Consider the following 12,756-nt stretch of genomic DNA (forward strand, 5'->3'; position numbering starts at 1 on the left):
ATGATCTGACCGCCATGGCCGAGCCGCACCGTCTGATCGATCGAACCGCCCTCCGGCTTCGCCGGCGTCGCGCCGGCGCCGGCGGCGGACCGGACTTTCTGCGCGCCCGCGTCGCCGAGGACGCCTGGGATCGCCTCGCCGTCACGCTTCGGCCGTTCCCGGTCGCGCTCGATCTCGCGAGCTCCGGAGAGGAGATCATCCGGCTCCTGCGACGAGGAAACCCGCAGGGCGCGGCGTTCCGGACCTCGCCGGAGCCTGGCCCGCTTACGTCGGTCGTCTGCGATCCGGACGCCCTGCCGCTCCGCGCCGAAAGCCTCGACCTCATCGTCTCGTCGCTCGCGCTTCAGTTCGCCGACGACCTTCCGGGACTGTTGGCGCAAGCGCGACGCGCCCTGCGGCCGGACGGGCTGTTCCTTGCGGCGCTGCTCGGCGGCGAAACGCTGAGCGAGCTCCGCCAGTCTTTTGCCGCAGCCGAGGCTGAGACGGAGGGCGGCGTCAGCCCGCGCGTTCTGCCGTTCGCGGACGTCCGGGGGCTCGGCGGGCTGCTACAGCGCGCAGGCTTTGCGCTGCCGGTGACGGATGTCGACCGGGTGATCGTGCGCTACGACCACCCGGTCGCCTTGATGACCGAGCTGCGCGCTTGGGGCGCGACGAACGTCCTGATCGAACGCCGTCGCGCGCCGCTGCGCCGTTCGACCCTGGCGCGCGCCCTGGAGATCTATGCGGGCCGCTTCGCAGATCCCGACGGGCGGGTTCGGGCGACGTTCGAAATCGTCTGGCTGTCAGGCTGGGCGCCGGATCCCGGACAGCAGCAGCCGCTGCGCCCCGGCAGCGCGCGCGCCAGACTCGCGGACGCGCTGGGCGTGAAGGAGATCGGTCCGAACGGCTAACCGAACGTCAGAGCAGGTCGATGAGGTGCGCGATCAACGGCTCGTCGGCCGGCGGCATCGGATAATCGCGCAGCCGCTCCGGCCGCGCCCAGCGCGTCGCCTGCCCCTCGAGGCCCTGCACCACCCCGTCCCAGCGGCGGCAGACATAGAGCGGCATCAGCAGGTGAAACGTCTCGTAGGCGTGGCTTGCGAAGGTCAGCGGCGCCAGGCACGGCTCCTTGACCGTGACGCCGAGTTCTTCAGCCAGCTCGCGGATGAGGGCCTGTTCGGGCCGCTCGCCGGGCTCGAGCTTGCCCCCGGGAAATTCCCAGAGGCCGGCGAGCGCCTTGCCCTCTGGCCGCTGGGTGATCAGCACCCGCCCGTCCGCGTCGACGAGCGCACAGGCGACAACGAGAACTAGCCGGGGAGCGCCGGTGGCGCCGGTCACGACCCGCCCCGGACGAAACTCGGCTTCACGAGCGGTAGTCGGCGTTGATGGAGATGTAGCCTTCGGTCAGGTCGCAGGTCCAAACACGGGCCTTGCCCTGTCCGAGGCCGAGGTCGACGCCGATCACGATCTCCTCGCGCTTCATATAGGCGGAAGCCGTCGCTTCATCGTAATCCGGGTCGCGCGCCCCGCGATGCGCCACCCGGAGGTCGCCGAAGCGGATCGAGAGCAGGTCTCGGTCGGCCGGCTCGCCGGCCTTGCCCACGGCCATGACCACCCGGCCCCAATTGGCGTCCTCGCCGGCGATCGCGGTCTTGACCAGCGGCGAGTTCGCGATCGAAAGCGCGATCTTGCGCGCCGAAGCGTCGCTCTCGGCGCCCGCCACCTCGACGGTGACGAATTTGCGCGCGCCTTCGCCGTCGCGGGCGACGAACTGCGCGAGTTCGACCAGCAGGCTCTCGAACGCCGCCGCAAATCCCGTGAGCGCCGGGTCGCTCGGGTCGGAGATCTCCGGGTGCCCTGCGGCGCCGGTCGCAAAGGCGAGCAGGGTGTCGGAGGTCGAAGTGTCGCCGTCCACGGTGACGCAGTTGAACGAGCGCTCCGCCGCCCCGGCCAGAATCGCCTGCAGCGCGTCGGGCGCGATCGCCGCATCAGTCGCCACGAAGGCCAGCATCGTCGCCATGTCGGGCGCGATCATGCCTGCGCCCTTGGCGATGCCGTTGATCGTGACCGTGCGGCCGCCAATCTCGGCGGTGCGGGTCGCGAGCTTCGGGAAGGTGTCGGTGGTCATGATTGCGCGCGCCGCCGCCTCCCAGGCGCCCTCCTCGCCGCGCGCCACGAGACTGCCCATCACCGCGCCGAACTTGGTCGCGTCGAGCGGCTCGCCAATCACTCCGGTCGAGGCGAGGAAGATCTCGTCCTCGGAGCAGCCGAGCGCTTTGGCCGCGAGCTCGGCGGTGAGCTTCGTGGCCGCGCGGCCGTTCGCGCCCGTGAAGGCGTTGGCGTTGCCGGAGTTGACGACAAGGGCGCGGATGCGTCCGCCGCCGAGCCGCTCTCGGCACCATTCGACGGGCGCAGAGGGGCAGCGCGATTTGGTGAACACGCCTGCGACCGCGGTTCCGGGCGCAAAGCTTGCGAGGAGCACGTCCGTCCGGCCGGCGTAACGGATGCCGGCCTCCGCCGTCGCGAGCTTCACGCCGGCGACGCCGGGCAGGCTCGGCAGGGATTTCGGCGCAAGCGGCGAGACTGCGGAGGACATGGAAAGTCCGTTGCTTTGGCTCGGCGCTCGCATTCGACCCCGATCGAGATCGCGCCGAGAGACAGGAAGACGGCGGCGTCTTCGGGCGCCGCCTCAGCCGGCCCCTGGCGGGGCCGGGACGCGAAGCTTGCCGCTCGCAGCCTGCCGGCCGGACCGGCGCTTACTTCGGCGCGTCGGGCTGCGGAGCGGCCTCCGCGCCATCGGCGCCCGGAAGCGGAACCGGCGGCGCCAGCGGCTTGCCGGCGTCGGTGCGCTCGACATTGGCGTCGTTGCGCAGCTTCAGCACGAGGTCCTGCTGCGCGGTTCGCACCACGTAATTCTCGATCTGCGGCCGGACCTGCTCGAACGGCGGGATCGGGCGGGTGCGCTTCTCGTCGACCTTGATGACGTGATAGCCGAACTGGGTCTTGACCGGGTCCGAGACCTTGCCCGGCTCAAGCTTGAAAGCGGTCTCCTCGAACGCCGGCACCATCTGGCCGCGGGCGAAGAAGCCGAGGTCGCCGCCCTGCTTCGCCGAACCCGGATCGATCGAAACCTCGTTCGCCACCTTCGCGAAGTCCTCGCCCTTGGCGAGCCGCTCCTCGACCTTCTTCGCCTCATCCTCGGTCTTCACCAGGATGTGGCGGGCGTGGACCTCTTCTTCCGGCTTCAGGTTCTTCGCCGTCTCATCATATAGTTTATGCAGCCGTTCGTCGGTGACAGCGGCCTTGGCCTCGCGCTGGAGCAGTTCCTCCATCAAAGCGCGGTCCTTGAGATAGGCGAGCCGCTTCTTGAACTCGTCGCTGTCGCCCAGCTTGTCCTTCTCGGCGGCGCGGGCGGCGAGCTTGAGGTCGATGAGGTAGTTCAGCGCGTAGTCCCTGCGCTGCGGCTCCGTCATCGAGGACATCGACTGCTCGAGATCCTCGCTCGCCACGGCGACGTCGCCGGCCGTGATCTCCTCGCCGTCGACCTTGGCGAGCACCGTGGACGGATCCTGTTTGGGTGCCTCCTTGGCGTCGGCCGCGGCCGGGGCGGGAGGCGTTTGGCACAAAGCCGGAGAGGCCGCCGCCAGCGTGAGGGCGAGCGCCGCTCCAAGCGCGTGTCCGCGCCGGCTCCACAGTGCAGAAAATGTCATGAACACCATCCGTTTTGGCGTCTTCGCGCCCCGACGGCGCGGGAATGTGTCGGAAAGGCCCCGCATTGACAACCCTCCGGCCCCCTCTTATCTCGGTCGCTGGTCTACGCCGCGTGATCATCGCCTCGAAAAAGAACAGATTTCGGGGTGACTAGCGGGCTCCGGACCCGACCGGAGCCGGCGCCTTTCGCGCCCTGAGGTCCGCGTCCATCGAGGAATTTGCCCATGTTCGGCGGTCTCGCCCGACGCCTGTTCGGCTCATCCAACGAGCGGCGCATCAAGGCCATGAGGTCACGCGTAGCCGAGATCAACGCGCTCGAGCCCGAGATTTCGGCTCTGACTGACGAGCAGCTGCGCGCCAAGACGTCGGAGTTCCGCGAGCAGCTCGCGAACGGCAAGACTCTCGACGACCTTCTGGTTCCCGCATTCGCCGTGGTCCGCGAGGCCGCGAAGCGGGTGCTCGGCCAGCGCCATTTCGACGTGCAGCTGATGGGCGGCATCACGCTGCATGAAGGCCGCATCGCCGAGATGAAGACCGGCGAGGGCAAGACGCTGGTCGCCACGCTGCCCACCTATCTGAACGCGCTCGCCGGCAAGGGCGTGCACGTCGTCACCGTCAACGACTATCTGGCCCAGCGCGACAGCGGCTGGATGGGCCGCGTGCATGGCTTCCTCGGCCTGTCGGTCGGCGTCATCGTCCACGGCCTCGACGACGACCAGCGCCGCGAGGCCTACGCCTGCGACGTCACCTACGCGACCAACAACGAGCTCGGCTTCGACTATCTGCGCGACAACATGAAGTACGACGTGCGCGCGATGGTCCAGCGTGGCCATGCCTACGCGATCGTCGACGAGGTCGACTCGATCCTGGTGGACGAGGCGCGCACGCCGCTCATCATTTCCGGTCCGATGGAGGATCGTTCCGAACTCTATGTGGCGGTGGACGCGTTCGTGCCGCGGCTCGTCGCCGAGGACTACGAGGTCGACGAGAAGCAGCGCACCGCGACCCTGACCGAGGCGGGCAACGAGCATATCGAGCGGATGCTCGAAGAGGCAGGCCTGCTGAAGGGCGACAACCTCTACGACGTCGAGAACGTCACCGTCGTCCACCACGTCAATCAGGCGCTGCGCGCCCACAAGCTGTTCCAGAAGGACAAGGACTACATCGTCCGCGGCGACGAGGTGGTCATCATCGACGAGTTCACCGGCCGCATGATGCCGGGGCGGCGCTATTCCGAGGGGCTGCACCAGGCGCTCGAGGCCAAGGAGCGGGTCAAGATCCAGCCCGAGAACCAGACGCTGGCCTCGATCACGTTCCAGAACTACTTCCGGATGTACTACAAGCTGTCGGGCATGACCGGCACGGCCCTGACCGAGGCCGAGGAGCTGCTCGACATCTACGGGCTCGAAGTGGTCGAGATTCCGACCAACCTCCCGGTCGCGCGCATCGACGATCATGACGAGGTCTACCGGACCGCCGCCGAGAAGGAGACCGCGATCATCGAGCTGATCCGCGATTGCCGCGAGCGTCAGCAGCCGATCCTCGTGGGCACCACCTCGATCGAAAAGTCCGAGCAGCTGTCCGAGGCGCTCACCCGCGCCAAAATCCCGCACCAGGTGCTGAACGCCCGCTACCACGAGCAGGAGGCGCACATCGTCGCTGACGCCGGCGTGCCGGGCGCGGTGACGATCGCGACCAACATGGCGGGCCGCGGCACCGACATCCAGCTCGGCGGCAATCTCGAGATGCGCATCGAGCGCGAGCTTGCGGGCGTCGACGATCCCGAGGAGCGCGAGCGGCGGATCGAGGAGATCAAGGCCGAGATCGCGGTCAAGAAGGAGATCGCCAAGAACGCCGGCGGCCTCTTCGTCGTGGGCACCGAGCGGCACGAGAGCCGGCGCATCGACAACCAGCTGCGCGGCCGCTCCGGGCGTCAGGGCGACCCCGGCCGGTCGCACTTCTTCCTGTCGCTGCAGGACGACCTGATGCGCATCTTCGGCTCCGAGCGCATCGACGGCATGCTGCAGAAGCTCGGCATCGAAGAGGGCGAGGCGATCGTTCACCCGTGGGTGAACAAGGCGCTCGAAAAGGCGCAGAAGAAGGTCGAGGCGCGCAACTTCGACATCCGCAAGAACCTGCTGAAGTTCGACAACGTGATGAACGACCAGCGCAAAGCGGTGTTCGAGCAGCGTCTGGAGTTCCTGCAGGCGGAGTCGATCGCGAGCTCGATCGCCGAGATGCGTCACGACGTCATCGAGGACATCGTGGCCCGCCACATCCCGGAGAACGCCTATCCGGAGCAGTGGGATTCCGCGGGCCTTGAGCAGGAGGTGCGGGACATCCTGAACCTCGATCTTCCGGTCGTCGCCTGGACGGCCGAAGAAGGGATCGCGGACGAGGAGATCCGGGCCCGTCTGACCAAGGCCGCCGACGAGGCGGCGGAGGAGCGCACGGCCCGGTTCGGCCCGGAGGTCGCCACCCAGATCGAGAAGGCGGTGCTGCTGCAGACGCTCGATCATCTGTGGCGCGAGCATCTCGCGACGCTCGATCACCTGCGGCAGGTGATCGGCCTGCGCGGCTACGCGCAGCGCGACCCGCTCAACGAATACAAGTCCGAGGCCTTCGAGCTCTTCCAGGCCATGCTGGCGCGGCTGCGGGAGGCCGTGACCGCGCAGTTGATGCGCGTCGAGCTTGTCCAGACTCCGCCGCCGCTCGCCGACGAGGGGCTCTCGGACATGCAGGCCGTGCACGTCGATCCGCTCACCGGCGAGAACGAATTCGCCTTCGCGGAAGCGCCGCCCGCCACAGCCGCAGCCGCGGCCGGCTGGCTGCCGCAGGAGGTCGATCCCAACGATCAGACCACTTGGGATCGCACCCCGCGCAACGCGGCCTGCCCCTGCGGCTCGGGCAAGAAATACAAGCACTGCCACGGCCGGCTGGCCTAAGCGGTCGGCCGTCAGCCGACCGCCGATCCTTTCTCGTCGAATCGAGATCGCGGGCTCACCAGCAGCGCGCGATCCGGCGCCGCGTCGCCAGCGCCCGGCCGTGAGCGCGCCGCCGCGCGCATCGGACACGGCGACGCTTACCTCACCTGTATTGTCAGAGGTTCCGGGGATCGGGCCGCCTGCCGCAGCGCGATCCGGCGGCGTCAGCGGTAGTCGGCGAAAGCCGTCGCGACGCGGGGATTGGCCTTCGGGGACGTCGTCGCCTCAGCCGATCGCGGACGTGTCTTCGGCGTCACAGGATCCGGCGAGGGCGCAACCGCGACCGGCTGCGCCTCGGGGGCCTCGCTGCGTCCCAGGACGCCCTTCAGCCAGCCGCCGATGCCGGCGGACGGCTTGGACGCAGGAGCAGGGCCGATAGAGGACGCCATGACGGGCGTCTGGTCCGTCGCCACCTTGCGCGGCTCCGTTCCTGCGACCTGGACGGGCGCGGCGACAGTCGCCGTCGTCTGAGGCTCCGGCTGACCGCGGAACATCCCGGCGAAGAAACCGCCGCCCTTCACGGTGGAGGGCTGCGGGCCGTCCGTCGCGACGGCGGTGTTGAGCGCCACCGGCGCCGACGGAGGCATCGGCGCAGGAGCAGTCTTGACCGGAGCGATCGAGGCAAGCTCTGGCTCGACCGCGGCGTAGGACTGCGCCACCGGCGCGGCCGACGCGACCTGGACCAGCGGCTCATCGAGCGAGCGGCGCATGCGGCCGTTCTGCGCGACATATTCGGGCGCCGGCGGAATCTCCTTGCTGAGCTGCGCGATCAGGATGTTGTCGGCCTTCTCCTTGGCCGCCACTGCGCGCGCGATCTCCGGCTGCACCTGATAGCTCGGGCACTTCGCGCTCGGCTCGAAGGTCGAGAGCGCGGAAGGCGTCGCGTTGAAGACGTATTTCTTGCCGCAGGCGTCGACCTTGGGCTCGAGCCGGGTGACCTCGAAATTGTCGGAGCCCTGCTTCAGATTTTTCCAGAACGCCATGTTCGGGTCCGTCCGGCGGCGCGCCATGTTCTGCGCGGTCATGCGGAACGGCAGCGCCTGGACCTGGAACGCCTTCTGGCCGCCCGCAAAGGCCTCGCGGGCCATCGTGTAGATCTCAGCGATCTGGGCGTCGGTCATCGCGTAGCAGCCGGCCGAGAGGCAATCGCCATGCATCATCACATGGGTGCCGGTGCGGCCGAGCGCGCGGTCATAGGCGTTGGGATAGCCGATGTTGAAGGACAGGTAGTAGTTCGAGCGCGGATTCAGCTGCGCGGGGCCGACCGAATAGAACCCCTCCGGCGCCTGCTTGTCGCCTTCCTTGATCTTCGGGCCGAGCTTCCCGGAGAAGCGGCAAATGTCGTAAGTCTTCAGCAGCGCGTAGCGGCCGTCGGAGCGGCGCTTCTTCCAGATTTCGGCCTTGGCCTCTTCCTTGTAGATCCGGAGCAGAATCGGGTCGCGCGGGCTCATGCCCTTCTCGGTCATCAGCGACACCAGCTGAGGAGACAAGGGCTGGATGCTGCGGGCGGTGGTGGCCTGTTCGCTCTTGCATCCGGCAAGAGAAACCGCCACTGCGAGCGACGCCGCGGCTAGCGCAAGGCGTGCTGCCGACATGTAAAGCCTCCCGAACCGTCTGAGCGACGACCCCGACAGCTAAGATCGATACCCTTACCTGCCGGTTACCGCAAGACGCCGGAGAGGACCTTCGGCCCTAGAGGTTGCGTCCGATCGCGAGGAATTTGCGCCGCCGATCCGCCCGGATCTCCTCCGGCGGCAGCCCCTGGAACCGCTCCAGCGCCCGCGCGACGGCGTCGCCGGTCGCCTGGATCGCGGCGCTCGCGTCCCGGTGCGCGCCGCCGAGCGGCTCGGCGATGACGCCGTCCACGACGCCGAGCCGCATGAGATCGGCCGAAGTGATCTTCATGTTGGTCGCGGCTTCCTGCGCCTTGCCGGCGTCGCGCCACAGGATCGAGGCGGCGCCTTCCGGCGAGATCACGCTGTAGACCGCGTGCTCGAGCATCAGCACCGTATTGGCGGTGGCGAGCGCGATCGCCCCGCCGGAACCGCCCTCCCCGATCACCACCGCGACGTTCGGAACGGTCAGGTTGAGGCAGGCCTCGGTGGAGCGCGCGATCGCCTCCGCCTGGCCGCGCTGCTCGGCCTCGACGCCCGGGAAGGCGCCGGCGGTGTCGACAAGCGCGATCACCGGCAAGGCGAAGCGGTCGGCCATCTCCATCAGGCGAACCGCCTTTCGGTAGCCCTCGGGCTTCGCCATTCCGAAATTGTGCTTCAGGCGCGTCTCGGTGTCGGCGCCCTTCTCCTGGCCGATCACCATGACGGCCTCGCCCCGGAAGCGGCCCGGGCCGCCGACGATCGCCTCATCCTCGCCGTAGAGGCGGTCGCCTGCGAGCGGCGTGAAGTCCTCGATCAGCGCGTTCACGAAGTCGACGAAATGCGGCCGGTTGGGGTGGCGCGCCACGAGCGTCTTCTGCCAGGGCGTCAGATTGGCGTAGAGCTCCTTCAGCGCCTGGTCGGACTTCGCCTCCAGCCTGCGGACGTCGTCCTCGATCGCAACGCCGTCGCCATTCTCGCCGAGCGCCCTGAGCTCAGCGATCTTCGCCTGCAACTCCGCGACCGGCTTCTCGAAATCAAGGTAGCTTTTCATGACCGGGGCTCCGCGCCGTCGACGCCGGAAGGTGGCGGTGGTCCTGCGGAGCGCCGGCACGTTTGAGGGCCGCAGCCCGCAAAGTCAACTCGGCGACCGACTTTAGGACGACGGCTCGTCGCCGAGCGGATGCAGGTCGCGGACCATGCCGGCCGCGCGCTCGTCGAGCACGTGGGTGTAGATCTGGGTGGTCGCGATGTCGGCGTGGCCCAGCATCTGCTGCACGGCCCTGAGGTCGGCGCCGTTCTGCACGAGATGGCTCGCGAAGGCGTGGCGGAGGACGTGCGGGCTGACCTTGTCGGCCGGCAACCCGGCGCGCAGCGCCGCGGCCTTGAGCTCCCGCGCGAAAACCTGCCGGCTCAGACGCCCCTCCTCCCCGCCGCCCGGAAACAGCCACGGACCGGCGGCGGCCCCCCCGGCGGCCGAAAGGGCCGCCAGATAGGCCGTCATCGCCTTTTTGGCGAGCGGCGTCAGGGGCACGAGCCGTTCGCGTCCGCCCTTGCCCTTCACGGCGATCACCGCGGCGTCGGCCCGGGCGGCCGATCGCGGCAGGCTGACGAGCTCCGAGACGCGCAGCCCGGTCGAATAGGCGATCTCCAGCAGGCACACGAGCCGCGCGGAAGAGAGCCGCGCCCGCGGCGTCGGCTCGGGACCGGCGTCGGCCGCGGCGGCGATCAGCGCCTCGATGTCCGCGGTGGAAAGTGTTTTGGGCAAGGCGCGGCCGCGGCGCGGGCTGTCGACGGCCGCGGTCGGGTCGTCGTTCCGGATCGCGTCGGAATAGAGAAACTTGTGGAACTGGCGGACCGCAGAGAGCTTGCGGGCGGCCGACGAGGCCTTGAAGCCGCGCGCGGCGAGGTCCGCGACATGGGCGCGGACATCCTCCGGGCCAGCCGCGTCCGGCCCGACGCCGCGGGCGGCGAGAAACGCCACATAGTCGTCGAGGTCCCGTCGATAGGCCTGGAGCGTGTTGAGCGCCGCGCCCCGCTCGGCGCTCGCCATTTCCAGAAAGGCTTCTACGTGACGCGCGGCGGCCCGCCCCGTCATGGGGTCACCGACGCCTCCGCGGCGGCGGCCTCCGTCCCGGCGGTCTTCGGGTGTGCGACGGCCGCCTCCGGAGCCGGCGCCCGGAGGCGAGTCGCCGGAATCGTGACGACCATCTCGCGCGTGCGCGGCGTGACGAAGGTCGCGAGCGCGTACACCGCGCCGAAGCCAAGCGCCCCGGCGACGCAAAGCACGGTCAGGAACCGGATGAGGCTCGGCATGCGCCACCCTCGTTTTGCGGCCTGGCCGCGCGCCCCCAAGAACGTCACCACGGGACGAGGCCCGCCGCAACCATCGACATTTGTACCGCGGGAGGCTTTAGGAATAGGTTGCGCCGCGCCGAACAGGAGTTTTTGCCGCAAGCCATGACGGCGACGCCACATCTCGATGACCGCCGCGCCCCTGGCGGCCAGGAGGACGGAGCTACCGCCGCGGCCCAGCATGCGGCCGCGGTGCGCTCGGGCCTCGGCCGCCGCTCCATCGTCCTGATCGGCATGATGGGCGCCGGCAAGACCTCGATCGGGCGCCGGCTCGCCCAGACGCTCGATTTGCCCTTCGTCGACGCCGACGCGGAGATCGAGGCCAGGGCCGGGATGACGATCCCCGAACTCTTCGAGAAGCACGGCGAACCCTATTTCCGCGCCGGGGAAGCCCGGGTGATCGCAAGCCTGCTCACCCAGGGGCCCCAGGTGCTCGCGACCGGCGGCGGCGCCTGGATGAACGCCGAGACCCGGGAGCGAATCGACGAGGCCGGGCTGTCGGTCTGGCTCAAGGCCGAGATCGACGTCCTGCTGCGGCGCGTCCGCAAGCGCAACAACCGGCCGCTGCTCGTGTCCGGCGACCCGGAGGCGACGCTGCGCGCGCTCGTCGAGACGCGCTATCCGGTCTATGCGCTCGCGGCCCTGACCGTCCTTTCGCGCGACGCCCCGCATGATCAGGTCGTGGCCGACCTGATCGAAGCGCTGCACGCCCGGCTCGCAGCCGGAGCCGACCTGGAGAACCACGCATGACCGCTATCGAGGCGGGGGAGCATGAGCGCGTCCGCGTCGCGCTCGGCGAACGTTCCTACGATATCCTGATCGGCCCGGCGCTGCTCGATCGGACCGGCGACAGCGTGGCCGCCCTGGGCGCCCAGACCGTCGCGGTGGTGACCGACCAGAACGTCGCCGCGCTGCACCTGCCCCGCGTCGTCGAGTCGCTCCGGGCCGCCGGCCTCAGGGTCGAGACCGTGGCCGTGCCTGCGGGCGAGACGTCGAAGTCCTTCGGGACGCTCGGCCTCGTCGTGGACAGCCTGCTCGCGGCCCGCATCGAGCGCGGCGACCTCGTGCTGGCGCTTGGCGGCGGCGTGGTCGGCGACCTCGCGGGCTTTGCGGCCGCGATCCTGAGGCGCGGCGTGCGATGCGTTCAGGCGCCGACCTCACTGCTCGCCCAGGTGGACAGCTCGGTGGGCGGCAAGACCGGGATCAACTCGCCGCGCGGCAAGAATCTGATCGGCGCCTTCCACCAGCCGAGCCTCGTGCTCGCCGACACCAGCGCGCTCGACACGCTGCCGCCGCGCGAGTTCCGCGCCGGCTACGCGGAGCTCGTCAAATACGGGCTGATCGACGATCCCGCCTTCTTCGGCTGGCTCGAAGCCAGCCATGAGGAGATCTTCTCCGGCGGGCCCGCCCGCACCCGCGCGATCGCGACAAGCTGCCGGGCGAAGGCCGCCGTCGTGGCGCGCGACGAGCACGAGCATGGCGACCGTGCGCTGCTCAATCTCGGCCACACCTTCGGCCATGCGCTCGAGGCCGAGGTCGCCTATGACGGCAGGCGGCTGATCCACGGCGAAGGCGTCGCGATCGGCATGGCGATGGCGTTCCGCTTCTCCGCCGAACTCGGGCTGGCGCCCGCCGAGGACGCCGCGCGGGTCGAGCGCCATCTGGCGGCCGTCGGCTTGCCGACGCACCCCCGCGCCATCCCGGGCGGCGTCGGAGGCCCCGAAGCGCTGTTCGCGCATATGCTGCAGGACAAGAAGGTCGAGCGCGGCCGGCTCACCTTCATCCTGGCGCGCGGCATCGGGCGGAGCTTCGTCGCCCGCGACGTGGACGCAGCCGCCGCCATGGCGTTCCTGGAGCGTGAGCTCGGCTGACTCCGGCCGCGCCTGAGCTCAGGCGCCGGTCGGCTTGCGGCGCCGGCCCGCAGAGTTTATCAGATTTGAAATGTAGCTCAGACGCATAACACGTTTCTGCGTCGTATTTTCATGGTCTGTCATGCCATCACGTTTATCGTCTCATTTGCGTGCTTTGGAGGCGGAGTCGGTTCACATCATTCGGGAGGTTGCGGCTGAGTTTCGCAATCCTGTGATGTTGTATTCGATCGGCAAGGACTCCTCGGTGATGCTTCATCTTGCGAT

General features: G+C 69.2%; 11 protein-coding genes and 1 pseudogene. 5 read left to right on the forward strand and 7 right to left on the reverse strand.

Annotation, left to right across the window (positions count from 1 at the left end):
- The first annotated feature begins 14 nt into the window (after window positions 1-14).
- Window positions 15-890 carry a methyltransferase domain-containing protein gene (locus VM780_RS08175; protein WP_325446779.1) on the forward strand — a complete coding sequence of 292 codons (876 nt, stop codon included), beginning with the start codon at window positions 15-17 and terminating at the stop codon, window positions 888-890.
- Between the two features lie 7 nt (window positions 891-897).
- Here the strand turns inward: VM780_RS08175 and VM780_RS08180 are convergent, their stop codons facing one another.
- From VM780_RS08180 to VM780_RS08190, 3 genes are all read right to left on the reverse strand, one after another.
- Window positions 898-1,317: a (deoxy)nucleoside triphosphate pyrophosphohydrolase gene (locus VM780_RS08180; protein ID WP_325446780.1), complete on the reverse strand. Its 420-nt coding sequence runs from the start codon at window positions 1,315-1,317 to the stop codon at window positions 898-900.
- A gap of 25 nt (window positions 1,318-1,342) precedes the next feature.
- Window positions 1,343-2,575 (reverse strand): bifunctional glutamate N-acetyltransferase/amino-acid acetyltransferase ArgJ, encoded by a 1,233-nt coding sequence (gene argJ / locus VM780_RS08185; RefSeq protein ID WP_325446781.1) that lies wholly within the window; start codon window positions 2,573-2,575, stop codon window positions 1,343-1,345.
- Between the two features lie 160 nt (window positions 2,576-2,735).
- A complete protein-coding gene (locus VM780_RS08190; RefSeq protein WP_325446782.1) occupies window positions 2,736-3,689 on the reverse strand; it encodes a peptidylprolyl isomerase in 954 nt (317 codons plus the stop codon).
- A 219-nt stretch (window positions 3,690-3,908) separates the two neighbouring features.
- Between VM780_RS08190 and secA the strand changes: the two genes are divergently transcribed.
- Window positions 3,909-6,635: a preprotein translocase subunit SecA gene (gene secA / locus VM780_RS08195; protein ID WP_325446783.1), complete on the forward strand. Its 2,727-nt coding sequence runs from the start codon at window positions 3,909-3,911 to the stop codon at window positions 6,633-6,635.
- A 203-nt stretch (window positions 6,636-6,838) separates the two neighbouring features.
- Here secA and VM780_RS08200 read toward each other — a convergent pair whose 3' ends face one another.
- The 4 genes from VM780_RS08200 to VM780_RS08215 form a co-directional block, all read right to left on the reverse strand.
- A complete protein-coding gene (locus VM780_RS08200) occupies window positions 6,839-8,269 on the reverse strand; it encodes a L,D-transpeptidase family protein (protein ID WP_325446784.1) in 1,431 nt (476 codons plus the stop codon).
- A 97-nt stretch (window positions 8,270-8,366) separates the two neighbouring features.
- Entirely contained in the window at window positions 8,367-9,320 is a 954-nt protein-coding gene (locus tag VM780_RS08205) for an acetyl-CoA carboxylase carboxyltransferase subunit alpha (protein WP_325446785.1), read from the reverse strand.
- Window positions 9,321-9,422: 102 nt separating this feature from the next.
- Window positions 9,423-10,364: a tyrosine recombinase gene (locus VM780_RS08210; RefSeq protein ID WP_325446786.1), complete on the reverse strand. Its 942-nt coding sequence runs from the start codon at window positions 10,362-10,364 to the stop codon at window positions 9,423-9,425.
- Window positions 10,361-10,582, reverse strand: a complete 222-nt coding sequence (locus VM780_RS08215; RefSeq protein ID WP_325446787.1) for a hypothetical protein — start codon at window positions 10,580-10,582, stop codon at window positions 10,361-10,363. The genes VM780_RS08210 and VM780_RS08215 overlap by 4 nt, the downstream gene beginning before the upstream one ends.
- A gap of 144 nt (window positions 10,583-10,726) precedes the next feature.
- Here VM780_RS08215 and VM780_RS08220 point away from each other — a divergent pair, with 144 nt between their 5' ends.
- The 3 genes and pseudogenes from VM780_RS08220 to VM780_RS08230 all read left to right on the forward strand — a co-directional run.
- Complete coding sequence (locus VM780_RS08220) at window positions 10,727-11,371, forward strand: shikimate kinase (RefSeq protein ID WP_325446788.1); 645 nt, start codon at window positions 10,727-10,729, stop codon at window positions 11,369-11,371.
- Window positions 11,368-12,492, forward strand: a complete 1,125-nt coding sequence (aroB, locus tag VM780_RS08225; RefSeq protein ID WP_325446789.1) for a 3-dehydroquinate synthase — start codon at window positions 11,368-11,370, stop codon at window positions 12,490-12,492. Before VM780_RS08220 ends, aroB begins: the two co-directional genes overlap by 4 nt.
- A gap of 121 nt (window positions 12,493-12,613) precedes the next feature.
- Window positions 12,614-12,756 (forward strand): annotated as a pseudogene (locus VM780_RS08230) (sulfate adenylyltransferase small subunit); the annotation flags it as partial.

Origin of the sequence: Hansschlegelia sp., assembly GCF_035538955.1 — a bacterium.
Classification (GTDB): domain Bacteria; phylum Pseudomonadota; class Alphaproteobacteria; order Rhizobiales; family Methylopilaceae; genus Methylopila.

What these genes read in the sequence shown, in the direction of transcription:
- argJ (WP_325446781.1), bottom strand. Translation starts at nt 2,575, where the DNA reads ATGTCCTCCGCAGTCTCGCCGCTTGCGCCGAAATCCCTGCCGAGCCTG.
- VM780_RS08205 (WP_325446785.1), bottom strand. Translation starts at nt 9,320, where the DNA reads ATGAAAAGCTACCTTGATTTCGAGAAGCCGGTCGCGGAGTTGCAGGCG.
- VM780_RS08190 (WP_325446782.1), bottom strand. Translation starts at nt 3,689, where the DNA reads ATGACATTTTCTGCACTGTGGAGCCGGCGCGGACACGCGCTTGGAGCG.
- VM780_RS08200 (WP_325446784.1), bottom strand. Translation starts at nt 8,269, where the DNA reads ATGTCGGCAGCACGCCTTGCGCTAGCCGCGGCGTCGCTCGCAGTGGCG.
- VM780_RS08210 (WP_325446786.1), bottom strand. Translation starts at nt 10,364, where the DNA reads ATGACGGGGCGGGCCGCCGCGCGTCACGTAGAAGCCTTTCTGGAAATG.
- VM780_RS08175 (WP_325446779.1), top strand. Translation starts at nt 15, where the DNA reads ATGGCCGAGCCGCACCGTCTGATCGATCGAACCGCCCTCCGGCTTCGC.
- VM780_RS08215 (WP_325446787.1), bottom strand. Translation starts at nt 10,582, where the DNA reads ATGCCGAGCCTCATCCGGTTCCTGACCGTGCTTTGCGTCGCCGGGGCG.
- VM780_RS08220 (WP_325446788.1), top strand. Translation starts at nt 10,727, where the DNA reads ATGACGGCGACGCCACATCTCGATGACCGCCGCGCCCCTGGCGGCCAG.
- aroB (WP_325446789.1), top strand. Translation starts at nt 11,368, where the DNA reads ATGACCGCTATCGAGGCGGGGGAGCATGAGCGCGTCCGCGTCGCGCTC.